Source organism: Flavobacterium hydrophilum (assembly GCF_003202405.1).
GTDB lineage: Bacteria > Bacteroidota > Bacteroidia > Flavobacteriales > Flavobacteriaceae > Flavobacterium > Flavobacterium hydrophilum.
This window is the reverse complement of record NZ_QJHL01000001.1, coordinates 534,804-550,160: the sequence shown is the minus strand read 5'-3', so window position 1 is coordinate 550,160 and position 15,357 is coordinate 534,804. Positions and strand designations below refer to the sequence as shown.

The window sequence follows — 15,357 nt, the reverse complement described above, 5'->3', positions numbered from 1 at the left end:
TAAAACTCCGATAGCACGGATTTGCAATCCTTGTCTATTCCATTATCAAGGCCATCCTATTTTTATAGTTCTTTTAATTTTCAATTTTACTTTGTTTCTAAATCAGCTATAGAATCTATTTTTTCACTAACTCGTAAGTTGAAATTTCTCCAATTGTTTTGTCTAGTAAATCACTTTTTAGTTTGAAATTTTTATTATTTTTTGTGATGATGAATTTGGAATTTTTATTGTTTTTTTCTACTAAAATGATTTCTGTTGAACTACAACTTAGAATAAATAATCCCTTATTTAAGTCTTCCAAGTAACTTTCTAATTGGAATGTTGCAGCATTCTCTTCAATATTAATATAAATCATAGCGTACGCTCGAGGATCTGCGGATTCTTCTTTCATTCTAAGAAAATTACAGGAATATTTCCCTCTCCATTGAGTGGATTGATTTTCAGAAAGTTGAATTTTATTGAAACTATTTTTTGCTATTACACCATTTGAAAAAGCTCCTTTTTTGTTAAAATCTACAATAAAATTATAACTATTAGAATTTTCATTTTTTTCCAAATCAGTATTATAGTATTTCTCCGTTAAAAGAGATATTTTTATTGAATTATTCGAATTTTTAAACTGAATAAATTTATTAATTTCAACATCATTTATCGGAGCTATATCTAAGTACTCTTTAGTAACTGGTTTATTTCCATCAAAATAGTATAAAAAATAACCATAAATCCCTCCCTCATCCTCTTCTTTTATCAGAATAATACACTTATCCTTATCAACAAAGAGATATGGTGTAAAGACATATGCGTCAGAAATAATAAAATCTACTTCTTTATTATTCAAGTAAAACTTTATTCCTCCAATATTGTTTTTTTCATCTAATTCTTTTTTTAACTGAATTAATTCGTTTGAACTTTTATATTCGCCTTCTTTTTTATTGACTAAATCCCATTTTTTATATGTAAAGAATGAGCTATCAGAATCATTTCTACTTAAAGAATGATGGTCTCTATTTTCTTTATTTACTTTTTCATCAGTATCTTTTTTTATATTGTTTTGTTGCTTTTTGCAAGCATAATTACAAACACAAAATAAACTTAGTATTAATATTCTCGTTATTTTTCTCATCAATCTTTATTGTTTTTTTGTTTCTCATCATTTGCAGGCAGTAATCTAACATAGAACGCAGGATTTTCTCTCTCTCCTGTCCCTTTTCCAGCATCTTTTATATTTGCAATATCAAAATGTAAATGCCTTGCTCTTACATTTTGATCTTCAGCATTTCCTGTTTTGCCACTTTTTCCAATTACTTGTCCAGCTGTTACTTTTTGATTGACCGTTACAGACATTTCACTTAAATGAGCATAACGTAAGAATCTTTGATTAGAAGAACTATAATTAGTTCCTTTTTCTATTTCCCCTTCATACTCTAGTGTGTAATTCCTTTTAGCATTGTCTAAATCTTCTTTATTCACTTCTATTACAATCAAATTCCCCCAATTTCCGTCATATTCAGCTATTACTATTGTTCCATCAAGACATGCTTTTACAGGTGTTCCAGATGGTGCAAAAATATCTAATCCTTGATGATTTTTTGTTCCTCCATTCCTTACTTTTCCAAATGATGAACCAGCAGGATTATAAGTACCATAATAGTTATAGAGAGTTATTTCAGGATTATCAATAGGGTCATGCCAATCGGAATTACCTCCAGATTCATTACCGCAATTACATTTAATATTAAAGTCATTTAAAAAACCTTTTTTTAAATATAACGGGCTTTCTCCTTCTAACTCTTCTTTTAAAAACTTTGCATAGTGTTCTAATACCGTTTTCATAGGTGTCACTGGTTGTGGCTCTCCTTTAAATAGATATCTACTATTATCTCCTTTTTCTGGCAAACTTGCCCAAATTCTACTGGCTCGCCCTCTTATTGAATTCTCTGTTTGACCATTTAGTAATAGTGTTAATAAATCAGAACAACCAGGGTGATGTTTCATTAATAAAACAGAAAATTTATCTTGATTTTCTTTACTAAATGAATCTATATTATATTGTGCTTTCTTTTTAATGAATTGCAAATCATCCCATGTATCTGGCATTACTTGATAAGCTCCAGCCGCACTAGACCCTCCATAATTTATTCGAGGATGATCACTTAAATCTGTGATAAAATTATTATTAAAAGCAGTAGTATATCCTTTATCAAAATCGTGTGGTATATAAATTATCTCATTAGTCTTTTTATCTCTTGACTTAATTAGTTCTCCAGTTCCTTCACCAACTCTTAATGTTCTTAAGAAAGCTCTTACCCTCTCTTCACACTCACATTTTTTCCCAATCACAAAATACTCCCCATCTCTTTTCAAAAACTCACCTTCATGTTTTACAGTATCACCTTGGCATTCTGCTTTTAACCAAAGATTTTCGGCTTGTGTTTTATAGGTATCGAAAGTAATAGGATCACCACCCTTGTAAGTTTTGTTTTCTAAAGCTTTTTCTACATCGTCGACAAAAGCTGTTTTTCCGGCTGCTATCTTGGTATTGCCTTGTTTTCCTTCTTTTGCATTTTTTAGTATTATTGCTGCAAATTGCTTTTTGTTTTCATCTGTAATAGTTGTTTCTTCACTTTTAAACGTATAGGTATAAGCTTCTTCTTTTTTTCCTTTAAGCAGTTTTTCTTTCCATACTTTTAAATCTTCATCGGCTTTTGGGCGTAGTTTTACCTTTACCTTTGCTATGTCGTTTTCAACAGTTGCTTTTAGTGTTGTAAGTTCTGCTCCATCTTCTTTGGCTTCCAAAACAGGTACAGCTGCATCTGCATCTACTACAATAGCTTCTTTTTCTTTTATTGTAATAGAAACTTCTTTTCCATCTAATAAAAATGTTTTTGCAACCACATATACCTCCTCTTCCAGTGGGGCACTATTGATTTTTTTGTATTCAACTCCTAATTTGCATAAATTAAATGTTATGGTAGAATCTTTTTCATACGATTCTTCTACAAGAGCATTTTTAACATCATCCAGTTTTGCATATTTTTTATCTGCTTTGACTAGTGAATCAACTTTGCTTTTAATAATAGCTGCAATTTTATTCTTATCATATTTGATGTTAGGATTGGCAAACTTATACTCGTGCTGGCCATCAACCTCTGTGGTTTCTTTTGTAAATTCTTCTTTAGCAAAATATACCGTAACAATGCCTTCTGTTCTTTCTATTTCCTCAACTGGAGTTGTATCAATTGTTAAAGGAGCTGTATTAGTTGGTACTTCAAATACTGGTATTGTAATTATACTGTTCGTTTTTATTATATTAAACGAAAGTATTTTGTCATTTCCACTTGCATTTTTAATGTAATCTTCTTTAATATCAATTACTTTTATATAAAAAATTTCTACATCGTCAGGCAATCCTGGAAATCCCCAATAACAAGACATTGTTTTAAATGTCGCTTTAATTCTTCCATCTACACATTTTGTTCTTACAGTTTCTAAAGCTTTATCCGTTTTTCTCGCACTGTACAACTGTAATGTTAGTGAATTACCATTTATACCCTCTGCTTCTAATGTAATGAATAAGTCATCACCATAACTTATTGCACTATGATCTGCTGCATTTTCTTTTTTACTCCAGGAAGATGAGATTATTTTTTCATCACATTTTCCATATACATGCAGTCCCGTTTTTCTATGATCATGTCCACCATATAAACTAGCTTCTAAATAAAAGGCATAATTCCCACAGAGTTTTTTTGGCAGGTTAACGCCATAAGGAATTCCCGCAGGTTTTATTGTTCTTTTAAAAATCGTTCTTCTTTTTTGATCCATCCATAGCCATGTAATGTCTCTTCTTTTGTCTTCTTCAGGGGTTTCATTATACCATTCGCCAACAACAAACGGAGCTTCTTCGTTTGGTCTGACACAAAGTATTGTATCTTCCAAACTATGATTTCCCAGTACGCCACCAGAACCAACCCATTTTATTTTTTTTACTCCCTTTGCCATTTTATGCTTTTAGAAATAGTGAAATCATTTTTTAACTATATAGTATTCCTTCGTCTGTATGCTCCGTTACAAATAGTTCTTCTATATCTACCATCGGGTTTATTTGCTTTTGGACTTCGGGTTTGGCATTCTTTACATTCTGTTTACTCGCTTCCGCTTTTTGTCCATGTTTGTCAACAGTGATACAATCAGCACTTCCAATAGGACAGGTGGCTTTACTGTCTTCCAGTAATATTTTTCCTTTATTAGACAAGGTAACTTTTTCATAAAAACCACTCCATTTGGTAATTACTGCCTGACACGGCAGGTAATCGCCACTTCCGTTGGGCTGCATTTTACATTTACCGAAGGTATTTTTCTCTAATGTCCGCCCAATTTCTTTATCGGTTGCTATGAGTTTATTTGCTGCATCTTTGTCATTCGCATAATGCTTACTATGTGATTTTACCTTAAGCTTATCTAACTTAGGCTCTACACTAAACTTACATTTTACGGTCGCTCCCTGTACCACTACATGTTTTGCACTCATAACCTTACCTTATTTTTGGATGTCAAAAAATTACTCTCCTTAATTTTCAATTAGTTTGCCCTTTTTTTCCATTTTAAAAAGCTCAATTTCAATCGTTGTTCTTATAGCTTCAACTTTATCAATAGTGCACTCCAGATTCATTTTTTCTATAGTATAAGCATCCGAATTTAGAAAGTAAACGGCATTATAATTCACTTTCAAATGAGCATGCCCATATAAAAAACCAAACCCCGAATCTGTATAATTTCCTTTTTGCTCTATTCTAATATAACCGGTGTCATCTAAATTTGGAGACATTTTATGTTGTACTCTAAATACAGATTCTGTTTCCTTTTGTAACGGAAATGACAAATCTTTCTCAAATTCATAATCAGCTGTATAACCTACATGAATACCATTAAAAAAAGCCCTCAAAAAATAATCAGAACGAAGTGATACCAATATTCTCTCTGAACTCACCAGTGTATCTTCTGTATGCTCTATATACTTTTCAACTACTTCACCTTCATAATAATCTAAAATTTCACTTTTAATTTTTCCCCAGCGGCTTTCAATTTCAGCATGATTATAAATATCAATCCATTTACCAAATTCATCCACAACAATTTTTAACGGATATAAAACTTTTGCTGTTTTAGCTGCCAATCCGTCCATCATGGTATCCGGGATTTTACCATTTATATAAATATCAGATGCTCTGTTAATTTCAAACAGATGAAATATATTTTTATAAGCAGCAATCCATTTTACATTGATTTGCATTTCTGTAACATCAATCTCAGCTTCATCTTCATAAGTATATTTTACTTTATAACTTTGGTCGAGTTGTTCCGGTGTAAAGGGTAATCTGTAATTTTTACCTAAACTGACTTCCCTAGGTTTTTCATCAATTATATCCTTTTTCGAAACCTCACTTTTTTCCGGAGCCAAAATCAAAAACTCCAAATGTCTTTTAAAATCAGCTTCGATTAGATCAGAAATATCACAATACATATTATGATATCGTCTCAGTTCACTGCCAGCAATACCTAGTTCAAGGGAAACACTTTCCAAAGTATCTCCTATTTTAACTTTATAAGTACGGTGCCTACCTTGAAATGAAACTTCTGATTCTTCTATATAACACATTTGTTCAGATACATCTAAATTTTATCAATTCATTTCTGCATTTGCACCATATACAAATTCCGGATCTTCTGTTTTATCCTTTTTGATTATTTCAACCTTTTTTTCTTTTTGTCTTTTACAGATAATAACAGAGTTCTCTGTTATACCATTCATTCCTAATGTATATTTTGCATCTACATATCTTGCTTGTTGATACCATTTTGGCTGAAGGAAAAATACCCAGTTGCAATTTTCTCCTTTGTGCTTCAATTGTATCTTACTCTCGGCATTGTGTTTATTGTATCCGGTAACTGTATGGTAAAACAGAGCGCCAAAATCAATTCTTACGGGACCTTTTGATCTAAGAGAAGTATACGTTTCACTATCAGAATCCTTTTGAATCAATAGGGTAATCAGTAAAAGGTCTTTCATTTCTACATTTTCTATAACCGGAAATGGGTTTTCTCTTTCTGGAATTTTCCAGGTAACGTATTCTTTTGGAGGTATCTGAAGCATATAATTAAACACTGCATAAACTCCTGTAGGTACTATAAATACAAGAAAGTGTGAGCACATTAAAAAAGTAAGTCCAATACCACTTAGTGCCGTATAAATAATGATGAATAATACACTAGAATAAAGCATTATCAAACATGCAAACAGCAATTCATTAGCAACCAGCTTTTGATTAAATTCATTAAAATAAATGCGGTATAAGTAAACATGAAGCGTTCCGAATAGTAAAGAAGCTATCTGATAAAAAAGAAACTCATCTGATATTTCAGTAAATAATTTGTTGTAGCCTAAAAACCCAACCAAAGCATAAATAAGTATAGCTGAAAAAATATAGATATAAAATTTCTTTTTATATTTTACTGCAAATTCTTTTACTTTATCACTAAAAACCATTGTAAGTAAAACACTTACAGCTATAATTACAACCAAAAATACAATGAGCCTAACGTCAATAAGTGCTCCTAAATGCTTTTTTACCATTTCTAAAGTCGTGTTGTATAGCCCAACACAGGCTCATTATTAAAATTAAACTTTTCTATTTCGTTGTTTATCAGCAAGACTATTTTAACCTCTACTTCCATAGGAAAAAAATGCTCGCAAAAACAATCTATAAACTTTTTTATATCTCCTTCGTTAATATAATTATGAAAAGGCTTATTAACTATCGGCCCTATTTCTATGGTTACATTCATAGAATAGTCCGTATAGTTTTTTCCACTGATAAAATCAACCCCTAATCTGTTTTCGCCTAATACAATCTGCTCTCTTTCTTCACTAAGCTCTTTAGAAGTTGTCGTTTCAAAAGTCACTTTTTCATCTATAATTGTTGATAAACACTTACACGACAAATCAATATCTCCAACAATTTTGTATGCATACGGTAAAAGCCGAATGAATTTTGACACTAATACAGTCGGATAAATATGTGGCAGACCCCAAAAATCATAGAAAAACTCTAACGACTTACCTGAATTAAGTTTGTATAAAAAATCTCTTTCTACACTTTCTATTTTGGTTTTGTAATGAAAAATCTCATTCTCAAAAGGGCTAAAAAAATTACGTGCTTCGGCTTCCTGCTTTTTCTGATGTTTATGCTCTCTGATCATCTGCTGAACAGATTTATCAGCGTTGTTCTCTTTTAAACTGTGAATATATCCTTCCGGCAGCGTATCATAGATACTGTCTCTCGACAAGAGTATAGTAAGATATTCACGTTTATCGTAATTATCATCCTTAATACCTGCTCCTAAAATATCACTTCTGAAAGCCCTTGAAAACTGCCCCTGATTAGAAATCATAATTTCGTCCTGAGCAACAGCAGTATTTTCCAGAAGCTCATTAGCGATAACCTCAGCTCTTATGTCGTCTGAAATATTCTCTATTTCCAAAACCAGGTCTTCAAGACTCATGTTATTTTTTCTTTGTGTCTTCATTGATTCTTCCTGCTCCTATGTATCGTAACTGAAAATATTCGTCGTTAAAATTATAAATGGCTAATCCCTTGCTTGTACAGGCTAAAATCCTGTCATTATGCAGATATATCCCAACATCTGAAATTGGATGATCCTTATCGTATCTGAAAAAAATCAAATCGCCTTCTGCCAAAAAACTCCGTCCTGTAAAAATCTGTATTGATTTTGATTTCCACATACCGGCTGGGTCTTTAGGAAGTGTAACTTTATAAACTTCGCTATACAAAGACTGAACAAAATAAGAACAGTCAATACCTGTGTTAGAAAAACTTTTTTCTTTATAAGGCGTATTGACCCAAGGATCTATATATGAATATAATTTGTAATTCGTAATCTTATTTGGTATTACGCCCAGCACTATAGAATATTTTTCTTTTAAAGCTAGGATTGCATCACTTAAATTCTCTGAATTATCATTTACAACTGTTTTATTGCTCAAACCTGATTCCTCCATTTTAGCTTGCTTTTTCAATGCTTCCAAAGAATAATCATATTTAAAAGGAACCTGAGAAATATATTTCTTACTGCTACATCCTATACCAAAAAGTATTATGAGCACTAATACAATTGTTTTATACATAAAAAAATACTTATTGTTATGCCATGTAATTGATGGCAATGATAAAATCATCTTTAACTTATTACTGTTTTGGATCAGGAACTGACTGAAGTGGTATTTGTCAGTTGATATGTTTTTATTCGGAAAATAATTACTTTCACAAATATTGAGGTCGCAAACCTAAGAAATTATTTTGTAAGAATTGTTATAAAATTTATAAATATTTAGGGTATTTTTTTTACAATTTTAAAATAATAAAAACTATTTTTGCCAGCAACTTTATAAAAAATATCTTACTTAATTATTAGCCATTAGAAAAAATATGAATAAAAAAAATATAGATATCAGGGTTATATTTTTCTTTGTGATCCTACTATTAATTGGAATTATTGCTTTTTTAATTCAACTTTTCAACCATGTTGATTGTGAAGATGTTCGATTTTATGTTTTAGCAGAAAACTCAAGAACAGAGGAATCGATTGAGTTTTTTGATAAGACATCAAATGCAAAATCATGGAAATGGGATTTTGGGGATGGATCTGAATCCGATGTAAGAAAACATACCTTTCACATTTATAAAAAACCTGGAAAATATCTAATTACCTTGACTATAAACGGAGAATGCATTCATAATAAAGAAATTACAATTAAGGATAAATATTTAACTGATAAAACAGGGACTCCTAAAATTATTGTCTCAAAAATTATTACTGCCGGTCAGCCTACCTATTTCAATTCAGAATCTGAAGATGCTAAAACCTGGGAATGGGCGTTTGGAGAAAACAAAGGGATTGATGACACCTCTGCTAATCCTGTTTATACCTTTTCGACACCAGGTGAAAAAACAGTTACACTTGTTGTAAACGGAAATTTTGGAACAGTTGCAAAGAAGATTATTTACGTACATCCCAAAGTAATAAAAAAAACAAATCCTCTTGATATAACTTCTTACGAATACGAAAAAAAGGCAGAAGCTTTTTCACTGCCAAGAGGTGCTGCAAAAAAAGACCCTCTTGAAGATATGCTGCAATATGTGCCCGTAGCTCCTAAGGCTAAAGTACAAAAAGACAGTATTATAGCAATAAAAAAAGCACCTAAAATATCTGAAGACCAATTTGAAATTTTGCTTAACAAAGTGGCTGAAGGAAGCAAAGTAAAAGATGATTTTTCAGAATATTTATGCGATGATTTGGATATTCCAATTGTAAAAAACGATAGCGATTTATTGACTTTTTCTCAACTGTGTGCCTCTATTAAGGGAAAAAAAATAAGGATAGAATCAATTCGTCTTAACAAGGACAAACAAAATAATTGCATCAAAGGATTAAACATTAGTTATAAAGTAAAAAAATACCTCATCTGGTCTAAAGATTAAAAAGGATGGAAGAAAAAAATATTTTCAGTACAGAACTACTCAGTGCATTTGAAATTGCTAAAAAAATTGCTAAAAACAATTTTAATAAATTTTACTCTGCATCACATTTGCTAAAAGCCATCCTGAATAGAGATTTATCATTATTAAAACGTCTTGAAGCTATGGGCAAGGATGTTTACTATCTTGATGAATGGTCCGAAGTCCGTATGGAGGATGAACCAAAAACAACAAATATTTCCGATGCTGAACCAAGTGATCTGATTGATGAAATTATAAAAGAAGCAGAATCTGTTCGTGTAATTTTAAATGAAGATGAAATTAGTCTTTACGCAATATTGGTCGCTATGAGTTCTCCAGGAGTTGGTTTTAATTTCGACCAAATGAAAACCTATCCTATTTCCCGAAACGAATTATTAGAAAATCTTGCAATTGCTGAACCTGATGTTACCATTCCTAAACCAGATGTAAAAAAAGGTTTTTTAAGCAAATATTGCATCCATAAAAATTCTGAAAAAAAGAACAAACGGATTCTGGCGATTGGCCGTGAAACAGAATTAAATACAATGAAGGAAATCCTTTGCCGATTTTCTAAACCCAATGTTTTATTAATTGGCGACAGAGGGATCGGTAAATCAATATTGATCGATACACTTATCCAAAATGTAATTACAAATCAGGTTCCTGAAGTTTTAAATAAAGTGCAGCTTTTTGAACTGGATTTATCTACTCTTATTGCTGGTGCATCCTACAAAGGCGAAATTGAAGACCGATTAAAAAATTGCATTCAGGAATTAAAGCAATTTCCAAAATCAATATTAATTATTGAAGAAATTCATACTCTATTGGATAAAAACGGAGGCGATTCGGGTGTATCCAACGTATTGAAAGGCGAATTGGCAAAAGGATTAAATATCATTGCCACTTCTACAATTGATGAATATTCTAAAAGAATTGAAAAAGAGCAGGGACTTTCAGGAATGTTTGAAATTGTAAAATTAGAAGAATCAAATGATGAAACTTTATTCCGCATGATTCGCGAATCGATAAAACCGTATCAGGAGCATCATAAAATACAAATTGATAATGAAACCATTACAGAATCAATCCGATTATCAAGAAGATATTTAAAAGAGAAAAGCCTGCCGGAATCTGCCATTAATCTTATTGATCATACGATGTCAGTTTTAAAAACATCGGGTGAAACTTATTTAAAAGAAAAGCAATCCCTTTTGGATAAATTATCGCTTCTAAAACAGAACGATAATGATTTACCTGAAGATCAATTACTAAAAGAATGTCATTGGTTTCTCTCTGATTTAATCAGTAAAACAACATTTTTAATGATTGAAGCTGATGAAAATGAGCCAAAAGTTCTTGAAACCACTGAAGCTATCATTAGACATATTGAAAACCTTATCAATACTCTTGAAGAGAGAGCACTCGACAAGCGTATCCATATTGAGGCTTTTGATTTATCGCTTATAATTGCTCAAAAAACAGGAATACCTGCAGGTAAATTAAAAGAAGAAGAAAAACAAAAGCTGAACAATATTGAAGATGTTTTAAACCGCAGGGTAATTGGTCAGGATCATTGTATTGCAACAGTCGCAGGATCAATTTTAGAATCAAGATCCGGATTGAGCAAACCAGGACAGCCTATTGCCTCATTCTTTTTTTTAGGACCGACTGGAACAGGAAAAACAGAGTTAGCCAAAAGTTTAGCAGAATTCCTTTTTCAGGATGAAAATGCCATTATCCGATTTGATATGTCAGAATTCAAAGAGGAACATTCCGCAGCACTACTTTATGGTGCCCCTCCAGGATATGTAGGATATGAGGAAGGTGGATTACTGGTGAATAAAATAAGACAAAAACCGTATTCGATCGTATTATTTGATGAAATTGAAAAAGCACATTCTTCTGTATATGATGTATTTCTCCAAATTATGGATGAAGGAAAATTGCATGACAGATTGGGAAAAGAAGGTGACTTTTCTAATGCAATTATTCTTTTCACCTCCAATATTGGGTCAGATCATATTGTTGAAACATTTAATAATGGTCAAGTTCCAAGTTCAACCTCTTTGATGGAGATAATGGCAAATTATTTTAGACCTGAGTTTTTAGGACGATTAACTGAAATTGTACCTTTTGCGCCTATCAGTAAAGAAAACGCATTAAAAATATTTGAAATCCATCTTAAAAAAGAATTTATGGACTTACTTAAGAATATTAATATCGAAGTCGAAATTCCGATAGCAACCAAACTTTATCTTGCTCAAAACGGATACAATGCAAAATATGGAGCCAGACCCATAAAAAGTATCATTAAAAGCCATTTAAGAAGACCATTAGCCAAGAAAATAATTTCAGGTGAAGTGACAGATGGTGACAAGATGATTGTTATTATAGAAAATAAAGAAATAAAATGGGTAATGCAGGATATCGGTTTGAAGGTGCAGAACTAAGCTGGTCGACTAAAAATGACCTCTTTGATGAAAATTAATTTTTAGAAGTGCATTTTCATTATGAAGATGCCGATCTTCTTTTTGATTTCAGATCCAGGTAAAAACCCAGATGAAATCCTGAATTTTTAAATTATTGTATTCCTTTATAAAAACACCTTCTTTTGGTTTTGCTTTTTTACTGAAAATAGTTTTGGACAGATCTTATCGCCTGCTATTTTTTTGCAGCACTACATTAACCCTATATTTTAGAATTCATTGTTGCTTTTCTTTAATAATCAGATGCTGGCCCACTACTTCAACTTACAGATTGTTTTAAGAAATAAGAATGGTCTTTTTCAACACCTAGCCTGATTATTTTGAAGTATTCTGAAGGGGATTTTCCTGTATGTTTTATAAATGCCCTAAAGCAGGTGGTCCTGGATTTAAAACCAGAAGCCCATGCCATTCCTTCGAGTGATAAATCTTTCCAGTCAGGATCGTTTATTTTTTCCATGAAATATTCGATACGCTTCAGGTTTATATAGTCCTGAAAGTGCATATTAAATTCTGAATTAATTAAATTAGAAAGATTGTGTATCGTAATTCCGGTTTTTTCGGCAATATTGCGAATCATCAGATCTTTTTGTAAAAAGAGTTTTTCGGAGGTAAAAAGACTATCCAGTTTTGCAAGATACAGCTGTTTTTTTTCAGGCGGAAATTCTTTGACTATATTGATGGCATTTTTTGCTTCTTTTGAGGCAAGAAAACCTATATTTTCTTTCCCATTATAATCAGAGTCATCCTCCTTATAATCATAGAACAGCTGTGGTTTGAAATAAAGCCAGTATACCGTAAATACGAGAACCGAAGAAATTAATACGTAACAGGAGTAATCTATGCTGTTCGTTGTCTGCACTAAAAAGAAATGAAGAAAAAGTGCTGAAAACAGAAACAGAACCATCAAATTATAGTGTTTGATCCAGTTTATTATTCTTTTATTGTGAAGCTGCTTTTCTTTCAAGTTTTTGATATCATAATTTAAGATCATCATGGTCTGACAAAATGCATATAACAGCCAAACGCTCAGACTTAATACGGAAAACGGATTGTTTGTTTTTACAGAAAGGTAATCGACAAAATAAAAGCTGCTGAAATTTCCAATCCATACCATAATCGTGATCGAAAAATAAATCAAGAAAGGCAAAAAATGAAGCCAATCGTAATTTTTAAAAACGGAATATGGAAACAATACCTTTCGTACATATAAAAAAGCACATGGAGCTACCAGAAATATAAATGATTTTGTGATCCCAATAAGATCAGGGAAATTCTTAATATTATATGCGGACAAATAAAAATTGTAAATACTTACCACTGCGAGACTAAACAAAAACAGTCCCAGGAAAAAGCTCTTTTCATAATCTTTCTTTGAAAAAATTATCCTAAAGGAAGTTGCAAATCCAACGATTGCCGCTATAAAAAAGTAAAATGAAAGTAGTATCTCCTTCATCATTTTTATTTTTACTATTAAAATACGTAATCATGTGCTTTTGAATAACTACAAAAGACCCTGAAGCTGTTTTTACAACTGCTATGCTACGAGAAAGTTTTCTATTTATCTTCCAGTATTTAAATTAATGATAATTGGCTTAACGGGAATTATTAATCCTGAAAATCCTGACTCAACAGCTACAATACTACCTAATCACTCACAAATAATTGTAAAACAACACTTTAAAGAAACAAAGATAGTTCATTTATTTTAACCCCACCCTTAAAAAAGAAATAATTTCTTACTTATTTGTTTCTATTTTCTTTCTGGCTAGCTGTTACTAGCATTTAGTATTTCAAAATTGTTGGAAATTATAATATGTACAAGAAATTGTAATCTTACCTAAAAAAAATCAGATAAAAAAAATGGGCTTAAAAGCCCATTTTTTTTACTATTAAATGATTTAACAGCATATTCAATATCCTGAATTTATATATCAAAAAGCATTATCGTACCAACTCAAAATCGTCGTGTGAGAAAAATGAAACCTGTGCTTTGTAATCCGTACCCACGATTTGTGCCTGATTTACACCGTTTATCAATTCTACACCCAGCAATTGTGTACCATCTTGCTCAAAAGTCATCACGTGCTCTACTCCGTTCAGCGTATATCTGACCGCTACCGGTTTATCTGATCCTCTTTTTTTACTGAATTTGGCCGTTATTGCTATCGCATACTCCTCATCCGGATTGATGCATTCTCCCGTTGAAACAGCAAAACCATTTTTATGTACATAGGCTATTTCTGCCGTAATGATGTTTTGAGGCTCGTCCTCAGGAGAGCAACTTACCAACATCGCTAAAACAATTGTTAAAAAAACAGCTACTTTATTGTTCATGATTATTTTTTTAGATTAATAACAATTTCTTTTACATCGCCTCCGACTATCACCTTATATGTTCCTTCGTTTAAATTATTAAAAACTACCTGTCCGTTTGTAATTGTTTGTGTTGACAAGGTAAGTGTCCCTGTTATCAGACGAACCGCTTCGCCCTCCTGGGAGTACAACAGTTTAATTGCCCCTCCTTCATAACATACTGCATCTTTTTTATAATAAACGACATTTCCGGAACCTTTTTTAACTGTTACTGTCCATTGCTTCAGCACCGACTGATCTGCCGATAACACCTGAAACTGTACCGGATTTGTGTAGTTTATAGCATTTGTCCCAGACTCCTGTTTTACTGTTCCGATATAGATTTCTGCCCCCGGGCTTACCTGAAATACCGTGTTTAAGGCTGTCAGATCCTGTCCGGGCCACAGGTACACGGTAACTGCGTTACCGTCTATAGCCATGTCTATGCTCTGTACGTTTTTAAAACCCACATTGAATAAACCTGCCTCTGTACTTAAAGCCGGACTTGCAAAACTATACGCCTGAAACAGATTACCGTAGTTTTCGTTTGTTGTGAAATTTTTAGTTTTGTCTATGTTTTTAATTTCGTTTTTTGCCGAATTGTAAATTTTAAAACTAATAGGCTCATTATTCTGATTCGAAAAAACGGTCAGATAGGCGAAGTACTTGTTCTGACTTGCCACATAAGTCAAATTTGCTACCCCCCTGCACTCATTTCCTGCAAAGGCCGCTACTTTATCATTTACACTTGTTAAAGTAGTACCGTCTACATTCAAAAAGCCAACAAACGTCATTGTGTACTGAAAATTATTTTCATTAACCGACCAGTTGGGTGACTGTCCGTGTACATTGGCGGCTACTAACAGCAGCACCAACATACTGTATATATACTTTTTCATCTTTTTCATTTTCTATCCCTAATCCGGTACTCCCATAAAACT

Annotated in this window: 12 protein-coding genes; 2 read left to right on the top strand and 10 right to left on the bottom strand. The window is 32.2% G+C overall.

Features of this window, described 5'->3' with window-relative positions; genetic code table 11:
* Nucleotides 1-115: 115 nt before the first annotated feature.
* The 7 genes from DMB68_RS02300 to DMB68_RS02270 are packed head-to-tail and all read right to left on the bottom strand — an operon-like array spanning nucleotide 116 to nucleotide 8,206.
* Entirely contained in the window at nucleotides 116-1,123 is a 1,008-nt protein-coding gene (locus tag DMB68_RS02300; protein WP_110345055.1) for a hypothetical protein, read from the bottom strand.
* Nucleotides 1,123-4,002 (bottom strand): peptidoglycan DD-metalloendopeptidase family protein, encoded by a 2,880-nt coding sequence (locus tag DMB68_RS02295; RefSeq protein ID WP_110345054.1) that lies wholly within the window; start codon nucleotides 4,000-4,002, stop codon nucleotides 1,123-1,125. The genes DMB68_RS02300 and DMB68_RS02295 overlap by 1 nt, the downstream gene beginning before the upstream one ends.
* A gap of 31 nt (nucleotides 4,003-4,033) precedes the next feature.
* Nucleotides 4,034-4,531 (bottom strand): DUF4280 domain-containing protein, encoded by a 498-nt coding sequence (locus DMB68_RS02290; RefSeq protein WP_110345053.1) that lies wholly within the window; start codon nucleotides 4,529-4,531, stop codon nucleotides 4,034-4,036.
* Nucleotides 4,532-4,570: 39 nt separating this feature from the next.
* Nucleotides 4,571-5,659, bottom strand: coding sequence for a peptidoglycan-binding protein LysM (locus tag DMB68_RS02285; protein ID WP_110345052.1), 1,089 nt, complete (start codon nucleotides 5,657-5,659; stop codon nucleotides 4,571-4,573).
* 24 nt (nucleotides 5,660-5,683) lie between these two features.
* Nucleotides 5,684-6,634, bottom strand: coding sequence for a TssN family type VI secretion system protein (locus DMB68_RS02280; protein ID WP_110345051.1), 951 nt, complete (start codon nucleotides 6,632-6,634; stop codon nucleotides 5,684-5,686).
* Between the two features lie 2 nt (nucleotides 6,635-6,636).
* Nucleotides 6,637-7,563, bottom strand: a complete 927-nt coding sequence (locus tag DMB68_RS02275) for a type VI secretion system baseplate subunit TssG (protein ID WP_231131561.1) — start codon at nucleotides 7,561-7,563, stop codon at nucleotides 6,637-6,639.
* A 1-nt stretch (nucleotide 7,564) separates the two neighbouring features.
* A complete protein-coding gene (locus tag DMB68_RS02270) occupies nucleotides 7,565-8,206 on the bottom strand; it encodes a C40 family peptidase (protein ID WP_110345049.1) in 642 nt (213 codons plus the stop codon).
* A 301-nt stretch (nucleotides 8,207-8,507) separates the two neighbouring features.
* Between DMB68_RS02270 and DMB68_RS02265 the strand changes: the two genes are divergently transcribed.
* Nucleotides 8,508-9,560: a PKD domain-containing protein gene (locus tag DMB68_RS02265; protein WP_110345048.1), complete on the top strand. Its 1,053-nt coding sequence runs from the start codon at nucleotides 8,508-8,510 to the stop codon at nucleotides 9,558-9,560.
* A gap of 5 nt (nucleotides 9,561-9,565) precedes the next feature.
* On the top strand, nucleotides 9,566-12,028 hold the full coding sequence (locus tag DMB68_RS02260; RefSeq protein WP_110345047.1) for an AAA family ATPase: 2,463 nt from the start codon (nucleotides 9,566-9,568) through the stop codon (nucleotides 12,026-12,028).
* Between the two features lie 295 nt (nucleotides 12,029-12,323).
* Here the strand turns inward: DMB68_RS02260 and DMB68_RS02255 are convergent, their stop codons facing one another.
* The 3 genes from DMB68_RS02255 to DMB68_RS02245 all read right to left on the bottom strand — a co-directional run bounded on the left by DMB68_RS02255 (nucleotide 12,324) and on the right by DMB68_RS02245 (nucleotide 15,315).
* On the bottom strand, nucleotides 12,324-13,517 hold the full coding sequence (locus tag DMB68_RS02255; RefSeq protein WP_110345046.1) for a helix-turn-helix domain-containing protein: 1,194 nt from the start codon (nucleotides 13,515-13,517) through the stop codon (nucleotides 12,324-12,326).
* 488 nt (nucleotides 13,518-14,005) lie between these two features.
* Entirely contained in the window at nucleotides 14,006-14,398 is a 393-nt protein-coding gene (locus DMB68_RS02250; RefSeq protein ID WP_110345045.1) for a hypothetical protein, read from the bottom strand.
* Between the two features lie 2 nt (nucleotides 14,399-14,400).
* Nucleotides 14,401-15,315 carry a hypothetical protein gene (locus DMB68_RS02245; protein WP_124019381.1) on the bottom strand — a complete coding sequence of 305 codons (915 nt, stop codon included), beginning with the start codon at nucleotides 15,313-15,315 and terminating at the stop codon, nucleotides 14,401-14,403.
* Nucleotides 15,316-15,357: the final 42 nt, after the last annotated feature.

What these genes read in the sequence shown, in the direction of transcription:
- DMB68_RS02300 (WP_110345055.1), bottom strand. Translation starts at nt 1,123, where the DNA reads ATGAGAAAAATAACGAGAATATTAATACTAAGTTTATTTTGTGTTTGT.
- DMB68_RS02295 (WP_110345054.1), bottom strand. Translation starts at nt 4,002, where the DNA reads ATGGCAAAGGGAGTAAAAAAAATAAAATGGGTTGGTTCTGGTGGCGTA.
- DMB68_RS02290 (WP_110345053.1), bottom strand. Translation starts at nt 4,531, where the DNA reads ATGAGTGCAAAACATGTAGTGGTACAGGGAGCGACCGTAAAATGTAAG.
- DMB68_RS02285 (WP_110345052.1), bottom strand. Translation starts at nt 5,659, where the DNA reads ATGTGTTATATAGAAGAATCAGAAGTTTCATTTCAAGGTAGGCACCGT.
- DMB68_RS02280 (WP_110345051.1), bottom strand. Translation starts at nt 6,634, where the DNA reads ATGGTAAAAAAGCATTTAGGAGCACTTATTGACGTTAGGCTCATTGTA.
- DMB68_RS02275 (WP_231131561.1), bottom strand. Translation starts at nt 7,563, where the DNA reads ATGAGTCTTGAAGACCTGGTTTTGGAAATAGAGAATATTTCAGACGAC.
- DMB68_RS02270 (WP_110345049.1), bottom strand. Translation starts at nt 8,206, where the DNA reads ATGTATAAAACAATTGTATTAGTGCTCATAATACTTTTTGGTATAGGA.
- DMB68_RS02265 (WP_110345048.1), top strand. Translation starts at nt 8,508, where the DNA reads ATGAATAAAAAAAATATAGATATCAGGGTTATATTTTTCTTTGTGATC.
- DMB68_RS02260 (WP_110345047.1), top strand. Translation starts at nt 9,566, where the DNA reads ATGGAAGAAAAAAATATTTTCAGTACAGAACTACTCAGTGCATTTGAA.
- DMB68_RS02255 (WP_110345046.1), bottom strand. Translation starts at nt 13,517, where the DNA reads ATGAAGGAGATACTACTTTCATTTTACTTTTTTATAGCGGCAATCGTT.
- DMB68_RS02250 (WP_110345045.1), bottom strand. Translation starts at nt 14,398, where the DNA reads ATGAACAATAAAGTAGCTGTTTTTTTAACAATTGTTTTAGCGATGTTG.
- DMB68_RS02245 (WP_124019381.1), bottom strand. Translation starts at nt 15,315, where the DNA reads ATGAAAAAGTATATATACAGTATGTTGGTGCTGCTGTTAGTAGCCGCC.